This window comes from Sphingomonas abietis (assembly GCF_027625475.1).
Lineage (GTDB): Bacteria > Pseudomonadota > Alphaproteobacteria > Sphingomonadales > Sphingomonadaceae > Solisphingomonas > Solisphingomonas abietis.
This window is the reverse complement of sequence record NZ_CP115174.1, coordinates 3,215,338-3,239,587: the sequence shown is the minus strand read 5'-3', so window position 1 is coordinate 3,239,587 and position 24,250 is coordinate 3,215,338. Positions and strand designations below refer to the sequence as shown.

Annotated in this window: 20 protein-coding genes, 1 tRNA gene and 1 pseudogene; 6 read left to right on the top strand and 16 right to left on the bottom strand. The window is 66.7% G+C overall.

Annotated elements, in window-relative coordinates:
* Nucleotides 1-27 precede the first annotated feature (27 nt).
* Nucleotides 28-2,454 carry a membrane-bound PQQ-dependent dehydrogenase, glucose/quinate/shikimate family gene (locus PBT88_RS15290; RefSeq protein ID WP_270076182.1) on the top strand — a complete coding sequence of 809 codons (2,427 nt, stop codon included), beginning with the start codon at nucleotides 28-30 and terminating at the stop codon, nucleotides 2,452-2,454.
* Nucleotides 2,455-2,502: 48 nt separating this feature from the next.
* Here PBT88_RS15290 and PBT88_RS15285 read toward each other — a convergent pair whose 3' ends face one another.
* From PBT88_RS15285 to PBT88_RS15265, 5 genes are all read right to left on the bottom strand, one after another.
* Nucleotides 2,503-5,682 (bottom strand): efflux RND transporter permease subunit, encoded by a 3,180-nt coding sequence (locus tag PBT88_RS15285; protein ID WP_270076181.1) that lies wholly within the window; start codon nucleotides 5,680-5,682, stop codon nucleotides 2,503-2,505.
* 3 nt (nucleotides 5,683-5,685) lie between these two features.
* A complete protein-coding gene (locus PBT88_RS15280; protein WP_270076180.1) occupies nucleotides 5,686-6,840 on the bottom strand; it encodes an efflux RND transporter periplasmic adaptor subunit in 1,155 nt (384 codons plus the stop codon).
* Nucleotides 6,837-8,102, bottom strand: coding sequence for a TolC family protein (locus PBT88_RS15275; RefSeq protein WP_270076179.1), 1,266 nt, complete (start codon nucleotides 8,100-8,102; stop codon nucleotides 6,837-6,839). Before PBT88_RS15275 ends, PBT88_RS15280 begins: the two co-directional genes overlap by 4 nt.
* Before the next feature lie 62 nt (nucleotides 8,103-8,164).
* Nucleotides 8,165-8,500 carry a hypothetical protein gene (locus tag PBT88_RS15270; protein ID WP_407696464.1) on the bottom strand — a complete coding sequence of 112 codons (336 nt, stop codon included), beginning with the start codon at nucleotides 8,498-8,500 and terminating at the stop codon, nucleotides 8,165-8,167.
* A 255-nt stretch (nucleotides 8,501-8,755) separates the two neighbouring features.
* Nucleotides 8,756-9,160: a winged helix-turn-helix transcriptional regulator gene (locus PBT88_RS15265; RefSeq protein ID WP_270076178.1), complete on the bottom strand. Its 405-nt coding sequence runs from the start codon at nucleotides 9,158-9,160 to the stop codon at nucleotides 8,756-8,758.
* 101 nt (nucleotides 9,161-9,261) lie between these two features.
* Between PBT88_RS15265 and PBT88_RS15260 the strand changes: the two genes are divergently transcribed.
* The 3 genes from PBT88_RS15260 to PBT88_RS15250 all read left to right on the top strand — a co-directional run bounded on the left by PBT88_RS15260 (nucleotide 9,262) and on the right by PBT88_RS15250 (nucleotide 11,437).
* Nucleotides 9,262-10,074, top strand: a complete 813-nt coding sequence (locus tag PBT88_RS15260) for an NADPH-dependent F420 reductase (protein WP_270076177.1) — start codon at nucleotides 9,262-9,264, stop codon at nucleotides 10,072-10,074.
* Nucleotides 10,075-10,259: 185 nt separating this feature from the next.
* The gene (locus PBT88_RS15255; protein ID WP_270076176.1) at nucleotides 10,260-11,123 is read left to right on the top strand and encodes an alpha/beta hydrolase family protein; all 864 of its coding nucleotides are present in this window, start codon (nucleotides 10,260-10,262) and stop codon (nucleotides 11,121-11,123) included.
* A 137-nt stretch (nucleotides 11,124-11,260) separates the two neighbouring features.
* Entirely contained in the window at nucleotides 11,261-11,437 is a 177-nt protein-coding gene (locus PBT88_RS15250; protein ID WP_270076175.1) for a hypothetical protein, read from the top strand.
* Between the two features lie 610 nt (nucleotides 11,438-12,047).
* Here the strand turns inward: PBT88_RS15250 and PBT88_RS15245 are convergent.
* The 10 genes and pseudogenes from PBT88_RS15245 to PBT88_RS15200 form a co-directional block, all read right to left on the bottom strand.
* Nucleotides 12,048-13,163, bottom strand: a complete 1,116-nt coding sequence (locus PBT88_RS15245; RefSeq protein ID WP_270076174.1) for a Gfo/Idh/MocA family protein — start codon at nucleotides 13,161-13,163, stop codon at nucleotides 12,048-12,050.
* A gap of 263 nt (nucleotides 13,164-13,426) precedes the next feature.
* Nucleotides 13,427-14,275, bottom strand: coding sequence for a glycosyltransferase family 2 protein (locus tag PBT88_RS15240; RefSeq protein ID WP_270076173.1), 849 nt, complete (start codon nucleotides 14,273-14,275; stop codon nucleotides 13,427-13,429).
* Nucleotides 14,272-14,856, bottom strand: coding sequence for a class I SAM-dependent DNA methyltransferase (locus PBT88_RS15235; RefSeq protein ID WP_270076172.1), 585 nt, complete (start codon nucleotides 14,854-14,856; stop codon nucleotides 14,272-14,274). The genes PBT88_RS15240 and PBT88_RS15235 overlap by 4 nt, the downstream gene beginning before the upstream one ends.
* Complete coding sequence (locus PBT88_RS15230) at nucleotides 14,853-15,521, bottom strand: PIG-L deacetylase family protein (protein ID WP_270076171.1); 669 nt, start codon at nucleotides 15,519-15,521, stop codon at nucleotides 14,853-14,855. The genes PBT88_RS15235 and PBT88_RS15230 overlap by 4 nt, the downstream gene beginning before the upstream one ends.
* Nucleotides 15,518-16,624, bottom strand: coding sequence for an acyl-CoA dehydrogenase family protein (locus PBT88_RS15225; RefSeq protein WP_270076170.1), 1,107 nt, complete (start codon nucleotides 16,622-16,624; stop codon nucleotides 15,518-15,520). The genes PBT88_RS15230 and PBT88_RS15225 overlap by 4 nt, the downstream gene beginning before the upstream one ends.
* Complete coding sequence (locus tag PBT88_RS15220; RefSeq protein WP_270076169.1) at nucleotides 16,621-17,673, bottom strand: glycosyltransferase; 1,053 nt, start codon at nucleotides 17,671-17,673, stop codon at nucleotides 16,621-16,623. Before PBT88_RS15220 ends, PBT88_RS15225 begins: the two co-directional genes overlap by 4 nt.
* Before the next feature lie 4 nt (nucleotides 17,674-17,677).
* The gene (locus PBT88_RS15215) at nucleotides 17,678-18,580 is read right to left on the bottom strand and encodes a glycosyltransferase (protein ID WP_270076168.1); all 903 of its coding nucleotides are present in this window, start codon (nucleotides 18,578-18,580) and stop codon (nucleotides 17,678-17,680) included.
* Nucleotides 18,580-19,689 (bottom strand): glycosyltransferase family 4 protein, encoded by a 1,110-nt coding sequence (locus tag PBT88_RS15210; RefSeq protein WP_270076167.1) that lies wholly within the window; start codon nucleotides 19,687-19,689, stop codon nucleotides 18,580-18,582. Before PBT88_RS15210 ends, PBT88_RS15215 begins: the two co-directional genes overlap by 1 nt.
* A 128-nt stretch (nucleotides 19,690-19,817) precedes the next feature.
* The gene (locus tag PBT88_RS15205; protein WP_270076166.1) at nucleotides 19,818-20,270 is read right to left on the bottom strand and encodes a PA2169 family four-helix-bundle protein; all 453 of its coding nucleotides are present in this window, start codon (nucleotides 20,268-20,270) and stop codon (nucleotides 19,818-19,820) included.
* A gap of 105 nt (nucleotides 20,271-20,375) precedes the next feature.
* Nucleotides 20,376-20,956 (bottom strand): annotated as a pseudogene (locus tag PBT88_RS15200) (IS5 family transposase); the annotation flags it as partial.
* Between the two features lie 328 nt (nucleotides 20,957-21,284).
* Between PBT88_RS15200 and PBT88_RS15195 the strand changes: the two are divergent.
* Entirely contained in the window at nucleotides 21,285-22,826 is a 1,542-nt protein-coding gene (locus PBT88_RS15195) for a DUF1800 domain-containing protein (RefSeq protein ID WP_270076165.1), read from the top strand.
* A 15-nt stretch (nucleotides 22,827-22,841) separates the two neighbouring features.
* Entirely contained in the window at nucleotides 22,842-24,056 is a 1,215-nt protein-coding gene (locus PBT88_RS15190; RefSeq protein WP_270076164.1) for a DUF1501 domain-containing protein, read from the top strand.
* Nucleotides 24,057-24,146: 90 nt separating this feature from the next.
* On the opposite strand, the gene PBT88_RS15185 is transcribed toward PBT88_RS15190, so the two are convergent.
* Nucleotides 24,147-24,221 (bottom strand) — tRNA-Glu (locus PBT88_RS15185).
* Between the last annotated feature and the right edge of the window lie 29 nt (nucleotides 24,222-24,250).

The window sequence follows — 24,250 nt, the reverse complement described above, 5'->3', positions numbered from 1 at the left end:
GATCTGTTTGCGTACCAAGGAGCGAGCATGGACCATAAGATGCGTGGGCGGTGGCTGGTCGTCACCACGGCGGTGGTCACGATCCTTCTGGGCATCGTCCTGCTCGGGCTGGGCGGCTGGCTCGCCGCGCTTGGAGGCTCGGTCTATTATCTGCTCGCCGGGCTCGGACTCGTCGCGTCCGGGGTGCTGATCCTGCGCGGCCGGCGGAGCGGTATCCATGTCTATGTTGCGGTGCTGGCGGCAACGGTGGTCTGGGCACTCTGGGAGGCCGGGCTCGATGGCTGGGCGCTGATCCCGCGCATCGTCGCGCCGGCTGTTCTCGGACTGTGGCTCTGCACACCCTGGATTGCCGGACGGCTCGATCGGCAGGCGGGCGTGACCGGCAGCGCTGCCACCTGGCGCTCGCTCGCCGGCATGGCCATCTGCGCGCTGCTCATCGCGGGCGTGTTCGCGGCCGGCTATGCCACGACCGCGCAGCGCTTCGAGCAAGGTTCGCCCTATCCGGCCGCACGCGGCGCAGCGCTTGCGACCGACGGCCCGTCCGACGACTGGCGTTACTACGGCCGCAGTGCCGGCGGCGAGCGCTTTGCGCCGCAGACCCAGATCACGCCGCAGAACGTCTCCCAGCTGAAGCCGGCCTGGTCCTTCTCGACGGGCGATCTGCCGCGCGCCGGCGAGAACAGCCGAGGCCGCGAATTCAGCTTCGAGGCGACGCCGATCAAGGTCGGCGACAGCCTCTATTTCTGTACGCCGCACCATGATGTCGTCGCGCTCGACGCGACCACCGGCAAGCAGCGCTGGCGCTATGTGGCCGGCGGCGACATGTCGAAGAACATCTATCAGGCGTGCCGCGGCGTTTCCTATTTCGACGCGCCCGCCGGCCAGGCGTGCCCGCATCGCATCATCGCGACCGAATCGGCGACGCCCAAATTGTTTGAGCTCGACGCCGATACCGGGAAGCTGTGCCGGTCCTTCGGGCAGGGCGGCGCGGTCGATCTGCGCGACGGCCTCGGCGACGTGCCGCCCGGCTTCCACTTCATCAGCTCGCCGCCGCTGGTCATGAACAACCGGATCATGCTGAGCGGCTGGGTCTATGACGATCAGAGCGTGCAGGAGCCTTCGGGCGTCGTGCGCGCCTTTGATGCGGTCACCGGCAAGCTCTCCTGGGCCTGGGACGTCGGACGGAGCCCGACCAACAGGCCGCTCGGCAAGAACGAGATCTTCACCCGCGGCACGCCCAATGCGTGGGGCGTCTACACCGCCGATCCGGCGCTCAACCTCGTCTACATCCCGACGGGGATCGCCACGCCGGACTATTTCGGCGGCCGGCGCCGTCCGTTCGACGACAAGTACAACACGTCCGTGGTCGCGCTCGACATGACCACCGGCCTCGAGCGCTGGCATTTCCAGCTCGTCCATCACGACATCTGGGATTTCGACGTGCCGATCGGGCCGTCGCTGGTCGACTTGCCGGGGCCGAACGGATCGACCATCCCGGCGCTGGTGCAGACCAGCAAGCAGGGCCAGCTGTTCCTGCTCGACCGACGCAACGGCCATCCGATCGCCAAGGTCGAGGAGCGGCCCGTTCCCGGCGGCCATCTGCCCGGTGAACGCTATGCGCCGACCCAGCCTTTCTCGGTCGGCATGCCCAATCTCACTCCGCCCAAGATGGTGGCGACCAAGACCTGGGGCATGACCCCGATCGATCAGGCCCTGTGCCGGATCGAGCTGGCCGGCATGCGCAACGACGGCCTGTTCACGCCGTCGGGCCTCGACAAGCCGGTGCTGGGCGATCCCGCCTTCGATGGCGTGATGGACTGGTATGGCGGCACGATCGATCCGGTGCGCAAGCTGCTCTACACCAACTCGATGGAGATGCCGTTCGTCTTCACCACCTATACCCGTGCCGATGCGCTGAAGAAGAAGCTCTTCAAGCCATGGGCGGGTTGGGGCCATCCCTATCCGCAGCCGCTGTTCAACAACAATCCGCAGCACGGCCTGCCTTATGCCCAGGTGGTGAAGCCGTGGCTGGGTGCCTTCGGCGCGCCGTGTGTCGCGCCGCCATGGGGTACGCTGAAGGCGATCGATCTGGTCGCGCGCAAGGTGGTCTGGTCGCGCCCCGTCGGCACGACCGCCAACATGGGGCCGCACAATTTCCGTATCCCGTTCGGGCTGCCCACCGGCATCTTCATGATGGGCGGCAACATCGCGACGGCAAGCGGTCTGGTCTTCATGGGCGCGACGTCCGATCAGCAGTTCCGGGCGTTCGACGCGCGCACCGGCCGGACCTTGTGGAGCACCGCGCTTCCGGCGGGCGGCAACGCCACCCCGCTCAGCTATACCGGGCGCGACGGCCGCCAATATGTCGTGATCGCGGCCGGCGGTCATGGCGGCCTGCGATCCCGCAATGGCGACAGCGTGATCGCCTTCGCCCTGCCGAAGGCAGCGCAATAAGGGAATGATCGGCGCAGCCCAGGCAGCTGCGCCGATCGAGGCGTGCGATCACTGCGGCGCACGCGCCCCGCCAAAACGGGCGTAAAGCGTGGGCAGGACGAAAAGCGTCAGCAATGTCGCCGTCATCAAGCCCCCGATCACGACCGTGGCCAACGGCTTTTGCACCTCGGCACCGGCGCCATGGCCGAGCGCCATGGGAACGAAGCCAAGGCTGGCGACCAGCGCGGTCATCGCGACAGGGCGGAGCCTGGCGAGCGCCCCTTCGCGTGCCGCGCGAGCACGATCCATTCCCGTCGACAACAGATCATGGATCGAAGTCACCATGACGAGGCCGTTCAGGACCGCGATGCCGGACAGCGCGATCAACCCGACTGCCGCCGAGACGGAGAAGGGCATGCCGCGCAGGAACAGCGCGAGCACCCCGCCGACCAGCGCTAGCGGCACCCCGGTGAACACGATGATCGCGTCACGCACGGAGCCGAGCGCGCCATAGAGCAGCAGCATGATGACGGCGAAGCACAGGGGCACGACGATCGCCAGCCGGTTGCGGGCCGATGCGAGATTTTCGGCCTGCCCACTCCATTCCATGTAGGTGCCGGGCGGCATCTTTAGCTGGGCATCGATCGCGGCCCTGGCATCGGCGACCACGCCGGCGACGTCCCGATCCCGGACATTGGCCTGGACCACGACGCGGCGCTTTCCATTCTCCCGGCTGATCTGGTTCAGACCGTCGGCGACGTTGATGTCCGCGACGGTGGACAGCGGCACGAAGCCGCCGGCGGCCGTCGGCACCGGGATCTGCGCGACCTGGGTCAGGTCCGACCGGGCAGCCTCGGACAGGCGGATCACGACCGGGAAACGGCGATCCCCTTCGAAGATGACGCCGGCCTCACGGCCACCGATCGCCGCGGCGACGGTGTCCTGCACATCGCCGGCGGACACCCCGATCCGCGACATCGCCACGCGGTTCGGCCGGATGTCGAGCATCGGCAAGCCTTCGGTCTGCTCGACACGGACGTCTACCGCGCCGCGCGTCTTGCGCAGGATATCCGCGATGCGATCGGCGGCCGCGTTCATGCCGCCGAAATCGTCGCCGAACACGTTCACGGCGATGTCGCCGCGCACGCCCGCGATCAGCTCGTTGAAGCGCATCTGGATCGGCTGGGTGATCTCATAGGCATTGCCGGGCAATGTCTTCAGTCGCGTCTCGATCCGCGCCACGAGCTCCTCCTTGCTCAGGCCTGGAACGGGCCAATCCGCCCTGGGCTTGAGGATGACGAAGGTGTCCGTCGCGTTTGGCGGCATCGGATCGCTGGCAATCTCGGACGTGCCGGTTCGCGAAAAGGCGAAGCGCACCTCGGGCTGGCGGGCGAGCATCTTTTCGACCTGGAACTGCATGGCCTGGCTTTGATCGACCGACGTGCCCGGAATGCGAACCGCCTGGACAAGGATGTTGCCCTCGTCGAGCTGGGGCAAGAATTCCTGACCCAGGGTCGTAAAGGCGACACCGGCCAGCGCCAACGCGCCCACGGCCATACCGAGCGTGGCACGCGGGCGGCCCATGGCCGTATCGAGCCCCGGTTCATAGCGTCGCCGCAGCCATGCCAGGATACGACTCTCCGTCTCGTCGACCGACGCGCCGAGCCCCACCGCGATCGCCGCGGGTACGAAGGTCATCGACAGGATGAAGGCGAAGACCAGCGCGATGATGACGGTAAGTGCCATCGGCTCAAACATCTTGCCCTCGACGCCCGAGAAGGTGAGCAAAGGCGCATAGACGAGGATGATGATCGCCTGACCATAGACCGAGGGACGGATCATCTCGCGGGCCGACGCCGCCACGATGGCGAGCCGATCCTGAAGGGGCAGGGGCGCTTCGCGACCATGCTGGGCGTCGCCGAGACGGCGCAGGCAATTCTCGACGATGATCACCGCGCCATCCACGATCAGGCCGAAGTCCAGCGCGCCAAGGCTCATCAGGTTCGCGGACACGCCGGCCCTGAGCATGCCGATGCTGGTGAGCAGCATCGCGATCGGGATCACCAGCGCCGCGATCAGGGCTGCGCGGACATTGCCGAGCAGGACGAAGAGCACGACGATGACGAGCACCGCGCCCTCGGCGAGATTGCGTGCGACGGTCGTGATCGTCGCGTTGACGAGCTCGGTACGGTTGAGCACCGGCTTGACCACGACGTCGACGGGCAGCGCCCGCCCGATCTCGATCAGTCGCTTGCCGACGCCGGTCGAGACCGTGCGGCTATTCTCGCCGATCCGCATCACGGCAGTGCCGACGACGACCTCGCGGCCATTCTCGGATGCGGACCCCATCCGCAGCGCTTGGCCGGTGCGGACGGTCGCGATCTGGCTGAGCAGGACCGGCACGCTCGCACGCGTGGCGATCACGGTACGCACCAGCTCGTCGATGTTACGGATGCGGCCATCGGCCCGGACTGCGAGGCCTTCGCCGTTGCGATCCACGACCCCGGCACCCGCGCTGGTGTTGTTGCGCTCAAGGGCCGTCGCGAGATCCTGCAGCGTGATGTGCATGGCGGCCATGCGCTGGATGTCGGGCATCACGAGATACTGCTTGGTGTAGCCGCCGAGGCTGTCGACGCCGGCGAGGCCTGGCGTGCCCTTGAGCTGGGGCGTGACGATCCAGTCCTGAACGGTGCGCAGATAGGTCGCCTTGTCCGCCTCGCTGATGAGGTGATCGCCCTCGGGGGTGATGTAGCTGCCATCCTTCTGGAGGCCAGGCTCGCCGACCAGATGGTGGTCCTTGCCGAGCTCGCGAAACTCGATCGTCCACATGAAGATGTCGCCAAGCCCGGTAGCGATCGGTCCCATCTCTGGATTTGCGCCGTCGGGCAGGCTGTCCTCCACCGTCCGCAACCGTTCGGCGACCTGCTGGCGCGCGAAATAGACATCGGTGCTCTCGGCGAAGACGGCGGTAATCTGCGCGAATCCGTTCCGGCTGAGCGAGCGGGTGTATTCAAGGCCCGGGATGCCGGCGAGCGCGGTCTCCACCGTGAAGGCGACCTGCTTCTCGATCTGGTCGGGGGACAGCGCTGGCGCAACGACGTTGATCTGGACCTGGTTGTTGGTGATGTCCGGAACGGCGTCGATGGGCAGACGCTGGATGGCGAAGACGCCGACGAGCGCCGCTGCGATGGTCAACAGCAGCACAAGCCAGCGCTTTTCGACGGCGACGGTGACGATGCGGGCGAGCATGGTTCAATCCTCGTCCTGCGCGTCGCTCTTGCCGAGTTCGGCCTTGAGCGTGAACGAGTTGGTCGACGCGATCCGCTCGTCGCCGGTCAGGCCGGAAATGACCGTGATCGATCCGCCATGGGTGCGCCCGAGGGTCACGGCGGTCGCCCTGAAGCCGGTCGGCGTCCGCACGAACACATGGGGCTTGTCGCCGATCATCTGCACGGCGGCCGATGGCACTGCGACGCTGCGGTTGCCGGTGGCGGGGAGCAGCACCGAGACCCCGACATTCTCGCCGACACGCCAGGCGCCATCGGCATTGTCGATGCGCGCGATCACCGGCACCAAGCGGGTGGTCTCATCCAGGATCGGCGAGACGAAAGTGACGAGGCCGTCCCGCCGGCGGCCGGCGGACGTCACCTCCACACGGGCTCCGGGCTTCACCCGCCCGGCATCGGCCGGCACCAGCGACATCGTCACCGACACCGTGGCGAGATTGGCGACGCGGAACAGTTCGGCGTCAGCCGCGATCTGCTGGCCGAGCGTCGCCGACCGGGCAATGACCTGGCCGGTTAAGGGCGCGCGGACTGCGATCCGGTTGAGCGCGCCCCCCTGTCCGCCGGTGGCGGACAGCTGCTGACGCGCGAGGCGAAGCGCGATGCTGGCCTCCATCGCGGCCGTGCGAGCGGCGACGAGATCCTGTTCTGGCGACACCCGTTCGGCGAACAGGCGCTGCTCGCGCTGCAGATTCGAGCGGGCGAGCGCGAATCTCGCGCGGGCTGCTTCGACTTCGGCGTTGAGCGAGGCGGCCTCGCGGCTCTCGATCACCGCGAGCGTGTCGCCACGGCCAACGGGCTGGCCCAGATTGCGGGTCAGCGACACGAGGCGCCCGCCGATCGGCGCCGACACGACCTGCACGCCCTGCGGATCGCCCTCGATCGTTGCCGGCAGTTCGATGGCGCCAGCGACGCCGCCGACGGTGGGCCGGGTCACTTCGATGCCGGCATCGGCAATTTGCTGGGCGGATAGAATGGCGGTCTGCGCCTCGTCAGGCGACGTCTTCTCGTCGCCGCCCGCTTGCGTTTCCGTTGTGTCGTGAGTGGTGGGCGAACGTCCGCAGCCAGCCAATGCCAGCGCGATGGTGGCGGGCACGAGGGCTCGCAGCAAAAGGGGATTCATCGATCGTCCTCCCTAGACGAGGGCAGGGTGGCAGCGAGCCGTTCGAGGCGTGCCTGCGCGCGGTGATAGGCGGCGAGCGCGTCGATCGCGGTCGTTCGCGTCTCCGAGAGACTGCGTTCCGCGTCGAGCAGGTCGAGCTGCGCGAACTTGCCTTCGCGATAACCGATACGCGCAATCCGCGCGGCTTCTAGGGCCGCCGCGAGGGCTGGCCCGACCGCCGTGGTGGCGGCGGCCTGCGCATTGGCGAGTTCGGCCTGCGCCTGCGCGATCTGTCGCTCGGTATCGAGCATCGCGCTGCGACGCTGGGCGTCCGCCTTGTCGCGTTCTGCCGTGGCCTGCTCGATCGCCGCCGAGCCGCTGTTGAAGAGCGGCAGCGGAACCGAGACCCCGAATATCGCCGCGACGCTGTTGGTGGCAGGAAGCCGCCGGACGCCCGTGCTGACCGTGACGTCGGGGATGCGCTGGGCGCGGGCCAGCCGAAGCAGTGCCTCGGCAGTGCGCCGATCGGCCGTTGCCGCCGCGACCGGTAGGCTCGCCATGCCATCCGGCAGCCGTACCGGACCATAAGCCTCGATGCGCTCGAACCATGCCTGATCGAGCCGACCGGCTATCGGCTGGCCGAGCCGCCGTTCGAGGTTGGCGCGTGCCAGCGTCGCGAGGCGCGCCGACTTTTGGACGTCGGCATCGGCGGCGATGTGCAGGACGTCGGCACGCTGGCGCTCCAATGGCGAAGCCTTGCCGGCTTCGACACGGGCCTGGGCGCCATGAACCGTCTCGCCCGCGATGCGCGCCTGTTCGCGGGAAGCGCCAAGGCGGCGCTCCGCGGCGATGGTTTCGACATAGGCGTCGGTCACGCTTTCCCGCAGCTCTGCCTCGGCGAGCGCCTGGTCGAGGCCGGCCCGTCCTCGCTGCGATTCCGCCACCGCGATCCGGGCCGGGCGCTTGCCGCCAAGTTCGAGCGGCAAACCGATTGCGACCGTCTGCTTGGGGGCTTCGATCCCATGATAGGCCCGGGATCCTCCGACATTTTCGATGTCCGCACTCGCAGTCGGATTGGGCCGCAGGCCGGCGACACGCCGCCCGGCGTCGGCCGCGCGGATGCCGGCGTGGGCGGCGTCCAGTGACGGAGCACTGGCGCGCGCGCGTTCGATCGCTTGAGCGAGCGTGAGGATTGGTCCGTCTGGTGGACCATCGGAAGTCTGTGCCTGCGCCGTCGAGGCGCAAGCGGTCACGGCCAGAACGGCCGCGATCACGCGATGCATGATGTTATGCTCCTGACGTAGGGATCAGCCGCGCGGCTGGTGCCGGCGGCGGGATGCGTGCGTCAGGCCCGGGGCGGGCGAAGCAACTCGGCTGGATCGGCCGTCGCGAGTGTCGTCGGGCGAAGGCTCGCCGGTGTCTGAGCGGCGCGCTCATCGAGCGGCAACCGCCCTGCGGTCGCCGGAAATCCTACATTATGGTCATGGCAGCTGGCATGATGATGCGGATATCCCTTGTCCGCATCCGCCGGCACTTCGTCGCCGTCGCCCGCCCAATGGCCGCTATCGGCCGCCTGGGTCGTCTCGATCGGCGCGAAGGATTCGCGCGCATGTGCCGTCGCCTGTCCGCTCGCCGAGATGGCGAGCAGGAAGCCGAGGAAGAGCGTGAGCATCTTATGCACGATGCCGTCCTACCCGATTTGGCAATGCTTGTCGTGTCCTATGCCGGCCGGTTCCTTTATGAACGGGGCGAAGCTCAGCCGGCGCCTGCCGGATGATCCGACTCCCGCGCCCATTTCCAGGCTGGCCACGCCGCATCTTTCCGATGCGACCGCCGATAGGCATGCTGTGGGACGTGACAGGATCAAGCCCGTCTGCACGCACGATCACGAGAATATGATCGCGGACAGATGCCTGCTGCGGTGAGAATAATTCCGTCAGGTCTCCGATCGTGCGTCGTAGGCGGTTCGTGCCGCCTCCATGGCGTGCCAGTTTTCGCCGATCCACTTGGCGAAGAAATGCAGCGGCGGGAGCATGCCTTGCCCCAAGTCGCTCAGCTCATATTCGACCCGAGGGGGCACTTCGGCGAAATAATGACGGACCACCAAGCCGTTGCGCTCCAGCATCCGCAGCGTCAGCGTGAGCATCCGTTGGGAAATGCCCGTCACGCCCCGCTTGAGCGCGGAGAATCTGAGGCGATTGCCTGGCGACTGCGCCAAGAGCAACAGCACCAGGATCGTCCATTTGTCGCCGAGATGCGTCAGTGTGTCATGTGGCGCGCAGGACAATGTGCCGATGCCGCGGGGGGATTCCCCGCCATGCTCCTCCGTCGGCGTCGGCATGGGTTCCCTCCTTGTAACCGAGGCACAGGCAGGTGCCGTCTTGTGCGACCGGCTCCCCGGTATAGCTTCGTTACCATCGATGGTTACATATAGGAACCAATATGCGGAATGTCGGGATCATAGGCGCAGGGCATGTCGGGGAGTCGCTTGCATCCCGGCTCGTCGAGACCGGGCATAGGGTCAAGGTCGCCAACTCCCGAGGGCCGGACAGCCTCGGCGCATTCGCGCAGAGGACCGGCGCCGAGGCGGTCGCAATCGCCGACATTGCGCTGGACGTGGACGTGCTCATGATCGCCATCCCGATGGCACGCATCGGCGACCTGCCGAAGACCGTCATCGCATCCCTTCCGAAGGGCGCGATCGTGGTGGACGCGGGCAATTACTATCCGCTGCGGGACGGGGCCATCGCGGAGATCGATGCCGGCCTCATCGAATCCCAGTGGGTATCCCGGACTCTGGGCGTCGCCGTCATCAAGGCGTTCAACAACATCATCGCATCGTTGCTGGCGTCGAGCGGCAGGCCCGAAGGGGATCCATGCCGCATCGCATTGCCGGTGGCGGGTGACGATCCAAAGGCGCGGGCAGCGATCATGGCGATCGTCGAGCGGCTGGGATTCAGCGCCGTCGATGCCGGTCCCTTGTCGGAATCGTGGCGCCAGCAACCGGGGCAGCCCGCTTACTGTACAGACCCGACCTGTGACGAGCTGCCGCTGCTGCTCCAGCGCGCCGATCGAGCGAAAGCGCCACAAGGCCGGGATAGGGCGTCGAGGATTCTCGCGAAGCTCCCCGATGATTATCCGGCGGAGCAGCTTGTCCGGGTTTCCAGAATGTTCGTGGGATTGGACAGGGCGAAACCAGGGAACTGGCTTGCCGTGCTGCGGCTTGGCCTGGCACTCCTTCGCGCCGGACGGTGATCTCGCACTGGAATCAGGGCCGAAATCATCGGTTTTTCGATGGACGGCATCGATCGCCACGCCGACGGAGTGAAAGATATCGCGGAAACGCAGGGGGACGGGCTCAATTTTCCGTATGAAATCGATCGATACCCAAGGTTTGAACCGATAGCTGTTGTCCCAGTCTCACCATCCGGAGTGGAGCCATGCGTTTTATCCTTCTTGCAGCGATAGCCCTGACGGCTCCGGTCGGTGCCCAGACTCTTCCTGCCGCTCTCGCGACGGATCCGCCGCGCGATGCGGCACATCCGGCAAGGCTCGAACAGGTCCGCTATGCGACGGGCGGTGTCCAGGTCGCTGCACGGCTGTTCGTTGCGGCAGGCGCGGGCATCCACCCGACAGTGTTGCTGCTCCATGGCTTTCCGGGGACCGAGCTCAATCTCGATCTGGCGCGGGTGTTGCAGCGTGCCGGCTGGAATGTGCTCGCAATCCATTACCGCGGCGTGTGGGGCGCGCCCGGGCAGTTCAGCTTCAGCCATACCGTGGAAGATGCGCATGCGGCCATCGCCTGGCTGCGCTCGCCGGCGGCAGCGGCTTACGGTGTTGACCCCACACGCATCGTGGCGCTTGGTCACAGCATGGGCGGGTTCGACACGCTGATGCTCGGCGACGACAAGGCGCTCGCCGGCTATGTTCTGATCTCGGCCGCTGACATGGCCAAGAGCGCCGAGGCCGATAGTTGGACCGCGGACAAGCGTGCCGATTTCGCCGATGAGGCGAGCTACACCAATGCGAGCGTCGAGGCGTTGACGGCGGACGCGGCAGCGCATGGCGCGGCGTGGAACTGGACCGAGCGTGCGGCGCAGCTGGCCGGCCGGCCGGTGCTGGTGCTCACCTCCGACGATGGTCTGGCGCCGTTGGGCGAAGCCGCGGCCCGCTCGATCGTCGCGGCGGGCGGCCCGAAGCCGACGGTCGTCCACATGACGACGGACCATAGCTACAATGACCACCGGGTAGCGTTGGCCGCAACCGTGGCCCAATGGCTCGCGGTCCATTTCCCGTCGCGATGAAATGATGCCCGTGGTGAGGCTGGCCTTGCCGGATCCCGGAGCCGGTACTGATGGCGAGCATGTCACGTAAGCAGGTCATCGCGCAGTCGCGATGATCAAGCTTGAATCGTAATGGCACGAGCCTGAGCCAAGCGCTTATGACCGGTTTCGCCATCCTGACCGAGCACCTCTCATGGTTTGAACCGCTTTTTGACGCGGTATCGGCGCGAGAGATATTGGCGCAGACGATCCATGCCGACGAACTTTGCTGCGATCCGTCAAGCGCCATCATTCCGGCTCCGTTGGTGTTCAATCGCATCGCTGTGTCGGGTTGATTGCGGGTGGCCGACCCCCCGATCTTTTTCGCCTGCTCGCTGCTGCGTATTGGCAGCGACTGGGCGCCTGCGTGCTGAACCGCGTCCAAGCGCTCGAGACGGACGCGTCGAAGGCAAGCCAGCTTTCGCTCATTGCCGGGTGCGGCCACGGCATGGCGGCCGCGCACGTCATCCATCATCATCCATCGTCGCGCGGAAGGGGCAGCTCGGTGCTGATTGGAATCTCAGCGCGGCCTTTTTGCCGACTCTCAAGTTCAGCTGAAATTTGATGGTCCCGCCTTGAGCCTGATCCACTGGTGCAGCTGTGGTGGAAAGCGGACCCTAAGGCCCTTGCGGCGGAGTTTGCGCCATTGGGTCAAGTTGAAGACGCTGCCAAGGATGACGGTTCATGTCCGAAGCTATCCTTCGGGGCAGCCGGCTTAAAGGGCATGAATGTCCCACGAGCGGCTGGCTGCGTTCGATCGGGTCAAGACATTTGGCGGTACGCGTGGAAGCGGCCGTGACTGACAGATGAGGGGCTGAGCGGGGCCGTGGGGACGATAGAACGGACGCGCCAGGCAGGACAGTGCAGCCAGGATCAATGTGGTCTTGGCCGCCCCCCCCGGATCGGTCAGGCCGATTGAGGCACGATGCTGATCATCTCCTCTTCGGTCGGCTCCTTGGCGGGTTTGAGCGAGAGCGCTTGATCAGGCTGGACATGACGGCTGCGCCGGACGGGATCGAGCTTCACGGTCTCGCCTGTCTGTAGAGCGCGCTCGATCGCGGCGAGCACGCGCAGGTCAAACAGACCTTCCTCGCCATCGGCCTCCGGATGACGGTCGTTCAGGATGCAGTCCGAGAAATACTGCGTCTCGTTGCCAAACTGCTCGACCGGATCGAAATTGTGGGTCTTGCTGCCTTCGCCGTCGGTTTCCGTGTAGGAAATGCCGATCTTCGGGCCGAACATGAAGCAGGGGGCGGCATGGATTGTGGCCTTCGTTCCCACCAGCGTGAAGCTTTCGGCAGGCGCGGTCGCATAGCTGACCGTGAATTGCGCCAGGCGGTCGCCCGGGAAGCGCAGCGTGACCGCGACGGTGTCATCGAAATTGAAGGTCCGGCCAGCCGTTTTCGTGCCGACCGCATAGACGGCGATGGGCTCCTCGCCGAACAGATTACGTACCGCATTGAGCGGATAGGTGCCCATGTCGGGGACCGGGCCGCCCCAATAGCCATTGTGGCCGCGCGAATTCTCTTCCGCGACATTCTGGGCGAAGGTCGCGGTGAACGCCCTCAGGTCGCCAAATTCGCCGTTGCGCGCACGCGTGATCATCTCGACCGTTCCCGGTTCATGGTGGAGGCGATAGGCGATCATCAGCTTGGCGCCGCTCTTCTTCTGGGCGGCGAGTATCTGCTCGGCATCTTCGACGCTCGACGTCATCGGCTTTTCGAGGAGGACGTGGATACCGGCCTCGAGCGCAGCCAATACATAGGGCGTATGCAGGAAATTCGGCGTAGCGACATAGACGGCGTCAATCTCGCCCGATCTCAGCAGCGCGTCATATTCCTCATATTTCCAGGATTTGATTGCGTATAGGCCAGCAAGCGCATCGGCCTTCACCGGGTCACCCGTCACCAATGCCGCCAGTACGGAATTGTTGGTACGGCCGATGCCGGGCATGAACGCCTGTTGCGCAATCTGGCCCCCGCCGACGACGGCATAGCGTATTTTCTTGGTCCGTCCGAACATGGTCGGTCTCCGCTCCTGAATGGGTGATCGAAAGACCAACGTCACTCCGCCACCTTTTGTTGCGTCGCATCATCTTCGGCGCGGTCGTCTCCAAGCGGCCCGAGCAGTGGACGCCAAGGGGCGTTTGAAGGTCGAAACGGTGGCGGGTTCGTGATTCCCGCCACCAGTGCGCCAATTGCTGTAGCGTCTTCAAAAAATCAGGCAGCGGTCTTGGCCGAAGTCAGTCCGACCGGGCGTGGCTCGTTCGGTCTGCCCACGGCTCCCTATTGCAGCGGCCAACTCGATCGGGTCGCGTCATGCTCGTCCTGCGTCGGCGGGCGACGCAGCACCAGCTCTTGATCGGTCCAGCGCACGAGCCCCATCGCGGCGAAGGCGTCGAGCCATCCTTCCATCGGCCAGCGACCCCATCGCGCGTGAAATATGGTCGCGTTCCGCACGATGTCGGCGACATGCTGCACGGGCGGCTCGTAGCTGTCATGATGTTGGTGGCAGGCGATCGCCCCGCCGACGAACAGCAGCGGAAGGCCAGCCGCCGCGGCGCGGAAGCCGAAATCGGTGTCCTCTCCGCCATAGCCGACGAAGCGTTCGTCGAAGCCCCCCAGCGCCTCGAAACGCCGCTTGCGGATCGCGAAGGCCAGCGACCAGAACAGGCCGGGGTTGGGCTCCTCGCGCAGGCCGTGGGCGGGAAAGGTCCGAACGGGATGCGCCCGGCCGCGGGCGAGCAGGCTGTCCTCCGTCCAGCCGGGCGACGCATCGCCCGGGCCGAGATAGCGGACATCCGCGCAGAGCAGCGCGTCCTGGCGCTCGAGCGCGTCGGCGAGGCGCCCGATACACGCAGCCGTCGGTATGCAGTCGACATCGAGGAAGACGAGCCGATCGTGGTGCGCGAGCGCGGCGGCGCGGTTGCGCGCGGCTGCCAGCGGGAGCCCCTGCGTCGGCATGCGCTCGATGTGGACCGGAAAGGCTTGGGCGCCGGGCGTCACGGGCTCGTCGCTCATGTCGATCACGACGAGCTCGTCGGGCCGGCGATCGCTTCGTGACAGGCCCTCGACGAGATTATCGAGATGCGCCGCCCGGTTGCGGACCAGCGTCAGGACCGAGACGCCGTTCATCGCCTTTCCCACAGGTCGAGCCGATAGCGGTCGTAGCGCTGCGCGACGATGGATGTGAAATCGGCCCCCAGATTCTGCCACAGGGTCTCCACCGCCTCGTCGCCGCTGTGCGGATAGTCGGTCTTGCCGGTGAAGTGGACCAGGACGATCCGACCGGCGGGGGCGATGTGCGTGCGCAGCCACGCGGCCGCGCGATCGAGATCGACCACGCTCCAATAATAAGCGACCTCCGACAGGATCGCGAGATCGAAGCCGGGCGTCCGGGGCGCCTCGCCCGGAAACGCCCTATGCGCGAAGGTCACACCGGATCGATCGCCGACGCGCCGTCGCGCCCTGGCGAGCGCCTTGTCGCTGATATCGATCGCGAGCAGATCGTCGCACAGCGGCGCCAGATAACTGGTCAGCACCCCATGCGCGCAGCCGATCTCGATCGCCCGGCGATAGCGTCGGCCGGCCAGAGCGGCGCGGGTCCGCTCGAACTTGCTCGCCTCATAGTCGCTCGAGGCGAGATCCCACGGATCATCGTCACCGTCGAAGATGCCGTCGAAATAGGCGGCATCGAGGCTCGATCGTGCGCTCATCGGTTCGGTTCCCGAAGCCAGAGGATGTCGGCCGGCGGCATCCGCTGCTTGGCGCGGGGAAGCCGGAATCCTGCGCCATAAGCGAGCGAGAGCTGGCTGCGATGCGCGGCGAGCGCGCGGCGCCTGATGCCCGGCGCGAGCGGACGGGTCCGCAGCAGGCGGCAACCGTTACCGGGCGGGTCGCCCCAGACGCCATAGAGGAACAGTGCAACGCGGCGGCGTGCGTGGCGGATCGCGGCCTCGGCTAGCCAATAGGCCGCGACATGATCGCAATGGCGCTCGCTGGGCCCCGTCACCGCGACCGCGTCGATACGGCTACGACGGAGCAGCGCGCCGAGCCGGCGGGCATCGCGATCGAAGCGCGCGCTGGCCGGATCATGCGGGCGCGCATCCTGCCAGCCCATGCGCGTAATGGAGGGGCTTTCAGCGATCAGGCGGTGGATCGCGGTGCGGGCTTCTGCTCGGCGGATCGATGCGAGACGGGGCGTGCCCGCAGGATGCGATCCCGTTCCGTCGGTCAGGTAGACGACGCCGCCGAACCTGTCTGCCGCCGCCGCCTGAGCGATCAGCGCGCCAGCGCCGAGCGTTTCGTCGTCCGGGTGCGGGGCGATGACCACCCAGCGGGCGCGGGCCCAGACGCTGCCTGTGAGCGGCTCGGCTCTCACCACAGCCGATCGCCCGCCGGCCATGGGTCATGCTCGAGACAGGCCAGCGCAGCCTCGTCGCGGGCATGGTCCGGACCGGCCTGGCGCAGGTAAAGCGAGAGATCGCGGATGATCTTGTCCGCGCGCTGGCCGTCGAACGCGCTGCGCGTGCCGAGCAAGCGGGCGGCGGCCTCCATCACATCGAGCCCGGCACGCTCGACCACGCCGCGCGCGAGCCGTGCCACCGGGACGGCGTCGGGATGCTCGTCGGCGGTGCGGGCGGCGGCCTCCGCGACCCAGAAGCCGGCGGTTCGCGTCGCGACGAGCGCATCGGCGAAACGCGCGCGCGCGATCGGGTCCGCGCGGGCGGCGTCCCCCAACGATCGGCGCACTTCGGTGAGCAACGCTTCGATCCCGCCGAGCTGGACCGCGCAAAACCGCCAGGCGCCGGCCGTGAAGCGCGGATCGCGATCATAATCGCCGGGCGCCCCCAGCAGCATCGATGGCGCGATCGCGAGGCCGGTCAGGTCATAGCGGCCGCTGACGCTCGCGCGCATGCCGCGAACGCGCCAGCCGCTGCTGTCCGTGCGTGCGGGATCATTGGCAGGCACGATCGCGAGACCGCGCCCGTCGCCCTCGATCGCGACGGTGACCAGCGCGTGATCGAGGCCGCCCGCACCGCTGGCGAAATGCTTGGCGCCGTCGAGCATCGGGCTGTCACTAGGGACCAGGCGGACGCCCGGCGGCGGTTCGCTCGCCCAGACGCCGAACCAGGCGTCCCGATCGAGCGCATCGGACAGCCACGCCGTCTGTGCCGGCGTCGCATACCAGCCGAACAGCAGCAGCGCGTTGACATGACCCTCGTAGAGACGGCCGACACTGAGATCGCCGCGCCCGACCACGCGCAACGCATCGCGGATCGCATCGTGGCGCGCGCGCTCATCGGCGAACGCCTCGCCCCCGGCCGCAATCGGCGCGAACCGGCGATGCAGTCCGTCGTCCGAGAGCAGTCGCAGACTCTCCGCGGGAAAGCGTGGCGCGGCGTCGTGGCGCGCGCCCAGCGCCGCGAGTTGCTCGACCAGATCGCCTTGTTCGCCGGGACGCACCGCCGGTGTCGGAGTCATGCCGTCATTCTCCTCTGTTCGTCTGGCGCGTCGGCGAGCGCCTGCAGCCACCGCGCCGCGCGGCCCGCGCCGTCCGTCATGTCGAGCGATGCGAGCTTGGCGGGATCGAGCGCAGCGGCGCGGTCGAGCAAATCGCGCCAATCGTCGCGGGCAGGCCAGCAAGGGGCGACGACGGCCGCGCCCAGCGCCGACAGTCGCGCTGCCTTGGACGTCTGCTCGGCATAAGGGCGTGGCTCGGGCAGGCACAGGAAGGGGCGGCGGTTGGCGATCACCGATCCGACCAGCCCGTCGCCCGCCGCACCGACGACGATACCCGCTTGCGCAATCATCCGATCGGCATCATCGACCCATCCGCATATTTCGAGATTGGCCGGAGGATGCTTCGGTACGCTACACGGGCCGATCACCCGCCAGCGCCGTTCGGGAACGGATCGCGCAGCCTCAGCCCATAGCGTCCCGTCTCCTGTGCCGCCGCCGCGACCGACGACACCGAGAACGAGGCCGGGATCGGCGCTCGTTACGGCGGTCGGCACGACGATGCCGGGCGCGTAGAATGTCTTCCGTCGCACGGCTTGCGGTATCGCCGCATCGTCGAGCGCCGCGTGAAAAGGCGCGAGCAGCGCCGCCGCGGCGTCGAATGCCTCGCGATGGGGACGATCGTCACGAAGGCCATTCAGCCGCACATAGACCGTCGGCACCGACGCCAGCCGCGCCAGCATCGCTGCCTCCACGGAGACGTCGATCACCATCAGCGCCGGGCGCGCCTCGGCGATCCACCCGCTGATCTGCGCCACGCGCCGCCGGATGCCGTCATGGTCAGTCGGGGCGTAGTGCAGGGAGGCGGGCCGGTCGCCATGATCGCGGCCATCGAACAGATCGCCGGACACGCGATCATCCGCCAGATCGACGGCGGGAATCGCGCCCGTCCGCCCGGCGAGCCCGGTGCCGAGCAACGTCACCGCGCCTCCTGCTGCGCGGGCGATGGCGAGCGCGCGCTGGCGGTGCCCGTCGCCCTGATGATGGACATAATAGCCGATCGGTCGCGTCATGCCGTCACCGCTCCGGCAGGGCCATGTCGCACGGCATCGCCGGCAACAGGTGCTCCGCATTCGCGACATCGGCGTGGCCGGCGCGCATCCGGCGACGCCAATCGGCGCGTTCACGCCAATGATCGAAGGCGGGAACCAGCGGCGTGCGACCGTCCTCGATCGCCTCGATCCAGCGACGCATTTCCAGCGCCATCCCGTCCGCGGCGCGCCCGACGGTGCGCGCCGAAACCCGCGTCGAGACCGTGACCGGATGGACGAGCCGCCCACCGACCGCGATCGCCGCCTCGACCAGCGCGCGATCCTCGCCCGTCGCCAGCAAGGGAACACCGCTGGCGCGACGATAGAGCGCCACGCCCAGCGCCAGGCTGGCGCCGGTATGGTCGCCATGACGCGGCGCCGGATCCCAGGCCAGCGGATCGACCGCATCCTCGATCGCGCGCACCTGCTCCCAATAGCGATCGAACCGCTGCTTCAGCCCGAACAGGGCCGGTGGCGCCGGTTCGCGATCGTCGAGATCGATCCGGCCGCCCACGATGAGTTCGTCCTGCGCGGCTGATGCGAGGTTGGCCACGATCCATGCGGGCGGCGGGCGGCAGTCCGCATCGGTCGAGATCAGCAGGCCATGGTCGCCGATCCGCTCCGCGCCAAGCTCCATCGCTGCACGCCGCGCCGAGCCGGCGTGGGCGAGTGGCGGCGGGAAGGCGCGCTCGATCGCGTCGAGCACGACGCGGCCATCGCTGGCTTCGGCCGCCGACTGCGCAACCCCGAGCGTGTCGTCGTCGCTGTTGTTGACGCACAATGCGAGCCGCACCGGCTCCGCGATCGTCTGCGTCGAGAGCGCATCGATCAGCGTCGCGATATGCTTCGCCTCGTTGCGCGCCGGCACGCAGACGCAGAATGGGCGCATCAGGCGACGCTCAGGATCGGCTCGAGGTCCGTCGGCGTCGCGGGTCTGACCAGCCGTAGCGGTTGTGCGACCATGTCGGCATAAATCCGTTCATAGGCATCGACCATCCGCTCGGCGTCGCAGCACGCTTCCGCCCGGCGGCGGCAGGCGGACCTGTCGAGCGCCATCGCCTGTCGCGCCGCAGCGGCGAGCGCATCGACGTCATCCGGCTCGGCGAGGATTCCGGACGACGCGTCGACGATGTCGGGTACGCCGCCGCGCCGGAAGGAGGCGACCGGCGTGCCACAGGCCAGCGCCTCGGCGACCACGAGGCCGTAGGGTTCCTCCCAGCGCGGAGAGCACAGGGCTGCCCGCGCACCGCCGACGAGACGGGCCAGCGCCTCGTGCGACAGATGGCCGACATGGACGATATCTGGCCCCAGTCGCGGTGCAATGTGGGCGGCGAAGAAGGCGCGATCGGAAATGGGGCCGGCGATGCGCAACGGGAGGCCGGCGCGCCGGGCGGCATCGATCGCGAGATCGAGCCCCTTTTCCGGCACGATCCGCCCGTACCAGACCAGATACGGCTCGGGGTCCGGTGTCGCGCGATAGGGAAAATGGGTGAGATCGATGCCGTTGGACACGATGTGATCGACCGATGCCACGTGCGACCAGAGCCGTGCGGTCGCAGTCGACACCGCCGCAAAGCGCGACGCGCCGGCACCCAGTCTCATCCCGCTTTCCAGCCAACAGAAGGGCGGCGTGTGCAGGGTCGTCACCATCGGCGTGGCGAGGGTATCCGCCATGCTGACCGGCAGATAATGCAGCGAATTGTTGTGGATCACGTCGAAATCGCGCGTGCGCAACGCGGTCATCAGCCGCAGATAGGCGTGGTGCTCGCGAAAGAAGGCGACGTCGTTCGCCTCGTCGGTTCCCGTCGTCAGCAGCGACGTCTCGTCGCAGATCGCCTCGACGCCGAGCGCCGGATCCGATCGGGTCGAGGCGAAGACCGTAACGGCATGCCCACGGCGCTGCAGAGCCTTTGCCAGCATGTGGGTGTGCGTCTCAAGACCGCCCGCGAACGGCTCGCCGATCGCGTGTTTGAGATGCGCAATGATCGCTATCCGCAACGCGGGCTCCCTTGCGATGATTGACCGGAAAGATCGCCAAGTGCCTGTCTGGCGCTTGCGACCCTTAGCGGCTTCTGCGCTTTTGTGGCCGGGTGCGCCGGGGCGGCCAGGTCGCCGCGGCGTCAGCCTCAGCCGCTTGCGTGCAGGGCGTGCTTGAGATCGCGGATCTCGTCATGCCCGGCCTTCACGATCAGATAGGCCCGATCGATGTCGGCGCGCGTCGCCGGGCTCAGTTCCTTGTCGCGCTGGGCGTCCTCGAACTTGTGCTTGATGTGATCCTCGCCCGCCTCGACCTGATCGACGATGGTCGTGTCGTCGCTCGACATGCTGTTCCGCAGATTGAGGAACAGGCGATGGGCACCGGCCAACAGCGTGCCGTCGCTCTCGGGCTCGCCGCCCAGCGATCGGACTTTGCCCTGCAATTCGGTCGTCAGTTGCTGGCGCTCGGCGCCGCGACGCCGGAAGATCTCCTCGAAACGCGAGCCTTGGGCGGCCTTTGACGCCTCCGTATAGCCGTCCGCGCTATCGATGACCGTTTCGATCAGCGAGTTCAGCGTCTTGATGTCATGATCGTTGCTCATCAAACTGACCCTTCAATAGTGGACCTGCTCAACTTATCGCTGGTCCCTCCGGGTCCACGCATTGGCTCGATTCACAAAATAAAGGTTAGAGTATAACTCAGATCAATATTTTCGGGCCGAGGCAATATGTTTTGAGAATGTGTGCGGACTTAGGAGGCTGCCGGGGAGCGGTGCCGCGCCATTGCGGTCCTGCACGTCGGCTGGATGAACGAGCAGTTGGAAGGCGCGCCCATCGGTTTCGGTCATGGCGTGGCGCTTGCGCCCCATGACCTTCTTGTCAGAATCTTAGCCTTTCGGCCCGCCCGCCTCGGTCGTCTTCACGCTTTGGCGATCGATCACGGCGGCCGATGGGCAGGGCGCGCGACCGAGGCGGGCACGATCGCGCGGAACCAGATGATGGTTCAGGCTCTCTAACACGCCACCGTCACGCAATTCGGAGAACCACCCATAAACGGTGCCCCACGGCGAAAAGCTGTCGGGCAGAAGCCGCCAGGGACAGCCGGATCGCAGCACATAGAGGATCGCCTCATTGATCCGACGCATCGACCACCGCCGCCGTCGGCATGGTCGAAGGGGGATGGATGCGGCGCGATCAGGCGCCACGCGGCATCGGTAAGATCTCTTCCAGAGCGAAGGTCAGCTTGGGACGGCGTTGATGTCGCTTTGTGGGTCTTCCCGCTGTCGATGCGGTCGACCGCAGGATTGCGAGGCCTTGCCGATCAACGACTCTCGGCAGCAATCCCGAACGCAGACCCGAAGATGCCCATCAAACCGAGCATCCGTGGACGCTGTGTGCTGGTATGGCTGGGCTTTGCGGTGACGATCATGTTCGAACACGATGTTCGCGATGGTCTGGGATTGTTCATGGCCTAGCTGTGCAGCTTTTGCGGTAGGCGGTCGATAGCATCCCACCTGCTCGTTCCACTTCCCTTGGGATATTCGGAGAGCATTCATCATTCTGACCGCACAGTGATCGGGCGCTCCGTGGTCGCGGGCGCTTTGGATACGAAGGCGATGATCAGCGGCGGAACCAGTTGGGCAGCGCTGTCGCCGAAGCTGGCGAGGCTGGGGTTGGCTGCCATCGCAGGTGCTCTGGCTGTACCGGCACGGGCCGCTCCCACCTCGATCGACGTCGCGCTGGTCGATCGTCTGACCTGGGGGATCGATAGCGAGAGCCTGGACAAGATGGCGGCCGGCGGTTCGTCCCATTTTCTTGACGATCAGCTCCGTGCGCCGCCTGCATCTCTGCCCCCGGCTGCGCAGGCGCAGGTCGATGCGATGCGGATCACACAGGAGCCGGTGGCCCAACTCGTGGTCGAGATGGACGCGCAGAACAGGGCAGCCAGCGCGATCCCCGATCCCGGTCAGAAAAAGGCCGCGCGCGACGCCTACAACATGGCCATGAACGATCTCGGTCGCGAAGCGCAGTCGCGGTCGCTGCTCCGCGATCTCTACGCGCCGGACCAGTTGCGGGAACAGATGACGTGGTTTTGGTTCAACCACTTCAACGTGCAAGCGAACAAGCGCGACATCCGTGCGATGGTCAGTGATTATGAAGATCAGGCGATCCGCCCGCATGCGCTCGGCCGTTTCCGCGACCTGCTCGAGGCGACGCTGCGCCACCCCGCGATGCTGCGCTATCTCGACAATGACCAGAATGCAGCGAACCACATCAACGAGAATTATGCCCGCGAGATCATGGAGCTGCACACCATGGGGGTGGGCTCGGGCTATACCCAGAAGGACGTGCAGGAGCTCGCGCGTATCTTCACGGGGGTCGGCGTGAGCCTCAAGCCGGACATGCCGAAGCTCAAGCCGGCATGGCAGCCATTATATGTCCGCGCCGGGCTGTTCGAGTTCAATCCCGCCCGCCACGATTTTGGCGACAAGCAATTCCTTGGCCGCACGATCCGTGGCAGCGGCTTCGACGAGGTCGAGCAGGCGCTCGACCTGATCGCCGCCTCTCCTGCCACAGCGCGTCATGTCTCCACCGAAATCGCGACCTATTTTGCCGACGATGCGCCACCGCCCGCTCTCGTCGCGCGCATGGCGGCGACGTTCCAGCATAGCCATGGCGACATCGCCGCAGTGTTGCGCACGCTGTTCCGCTCGCCCGAATTCAAGGCATCCCTCGGCAAGCGCTTCAAGGATCCGATCCACTATGCGGTCTCGGCGGTGCGCCTCGCCTATGACGGCCGCACCATCCTGAACACCGATCCGCTGTCAAACTGGCTCCAGCGGATGAGCGAGGGACTGTTCCAGCACGAGACGCCCGACGGTTATGCGATGGCGTCCCCCGCCTGGTCGGGTCCGGGCCAGATGGAGACGCGCTTCGAGATCGCGCAATCGATCGGCGGCGGCGCGGCGGGGCTGTTCAAGCCGCGCGATGGCGCGAAGCCCGAGCAACCGGCTTTCCCGCAGATCCAGAACGCGCTTTTCTACCAGTCGCTTCAGCGACAGCTGGGCCCGTCGACCGTCAAGGTGCTGGCGCAGGCGTCCTCGCCGCAGGAGTGGAATGCGCTCTATCTCTCCTCCCCCGCATTCATGCACCGCTGAAAGGAGATGAGCATCATGCATCGCCGAGACCTGCTCAAGGCCGCTGCCGCCTTCGCTCCGATGATCGTCGCCGGTCGCGCGTTCGCAACGCCCGCCGCCGGATCGGGACGCCTGCTGCTGGTCTTCCTGCGCGGTGCCTATGATGCCGCCAACATCGTCGCGCCGGTCGGCAGCGACTTCTACCACCAGGCGCGACCGACGATTGGGTTGCACGCCCCCGATCCGTCCAATCCGGACGCCGCGCTGCCGCTCGACGGAGACTGGGCGATGCACCCGGCACTGAGGGACAGTCTCTATCCGCTGTGGCAGAAGCGGCAGATCGCATTCGTGCCGTTCGCGGGGACCGACGACATGAGCCGCAGCCATTTCGAGACGCAGGATACGATCGAGCTCGGCCAACCGATTGCAGGATCGCGCGACTTCCGCTCGGGCTTCATGGCCCGGCTGGCGGTCGCGCTCGGCACGGATCGGCCGATGGCCTTCTCGGCACAGGTGCCGCTCTGCTTCCAGGGCATGGCGAACCAGCCCATTCCCAACATCGCCCTCAACGGCAACCTAAAGCCGACGATCGACCCGCGCGAGGCGAAGCTGATCGAGGCGATGTACACGACCAATCGCTTGGGCGATGCGGCTCTCGCCGATGCGGTCGCCGAAGGCTTCGCGACGCGTGAGACGGTGTTCAAGTCGCTTGCCGACGAGATGACGCAGGCAAGCCGCGGCGCGGTCACTCCCAAGGGGTTCGAGCTCTCCGCCCGCCGGATCGGCACGCTGATGCGCGAACAATATAATCTCGCCTTCGTCGATGTCGGCGGATGGGATACGCACGTCAACCAGGGCGGCGCGCAGGGCTATCTTGCCGGCCGGATCGGCGAGTTGGGCCGTGGACTCGCCGGCTTCGCGCAGGAAATCGGCCCGGACGCCTGGCGCGACACCACAGTCGTGGTGGTTTCCGAATTCGGGCGGACCTTCCGCGAAAATGGCGATAAGGGCACCGACCACGGCCATGGCAGCGTCTATTGGGTGATCGGCGGCGGCGTGCGCGGCGGCCGGATCGCCGGCCCGCAGGTGCGGATCACCGCCGAGACGCTCAACCAGCAGCGCGACCTGCCCGTGCTGACCGACTATCGGGAGCTCATCGGCGGCATCGTCCAGCGCCAGTTCGGACTAGGGAGCAATCGGCTCGCCACGGTGTTTCCCGACACCCGACCGGTAGCGCTCGATCTCGTCTGAGCCGGCTCCATCCTGGAGCTCGCGACAAACGCAATGGTCCAGAGTCGGTCAAACAGGCGATCCTACCGATAGATGGCAAAGATCTTTCGCTGGTGACCCCTACGAGAATCGAACTCGTGTTTTCGCCGTGAGAGGGCGACGTCCTAACCGCTAGACGAAGGGGCCGTAGAGCGCGGAGCCGGCTCTCTATGGGC